A 236-nucleotide genomic window follows, 5' to 3' on the forward strand; every position below is an offset into this window, starting at 1 on the left:
GAACCGAGGTCGGCTCGTCGAGCAGGATGACCAGCGGGCGCGAGACGGTCTCTTCCAGCGTCAGGGCCTTGGCGAGTTCGACCATCTGGCGCGCCGCAAATGTCAGTTCAGAGGTGCGCGCGGTCACGTCGATATCGACGCCGATCTTGTCGAGCTGGCGCTTTGCCGCTGCCCGCATCGCTTTCCAGTCGACGATGCCGAAGCGGACGAACTGGCTTTCCTGGCCGAGATAGATG

General features: G+C 63.6%; 1 pseudogene. It reads right to left on the reverse strand.

The features are described from left to right. A pseudogene (locus SB764_RS44540) lies at positions 1-236 on the reverse strand (sugar ABC transporter ATP-binding protein); the annotation flags it as partial.

Source organism: Paraburkholderia sp. SIMBA_027 (assembly GCF_046535315.1).
Lineage (GTDB): Bacteria > Pseudomonadota > Gammaproteobacteria > Burkholderiales > Burkholderiaceae > Paraburkholderia > Paraburkholderia tropica.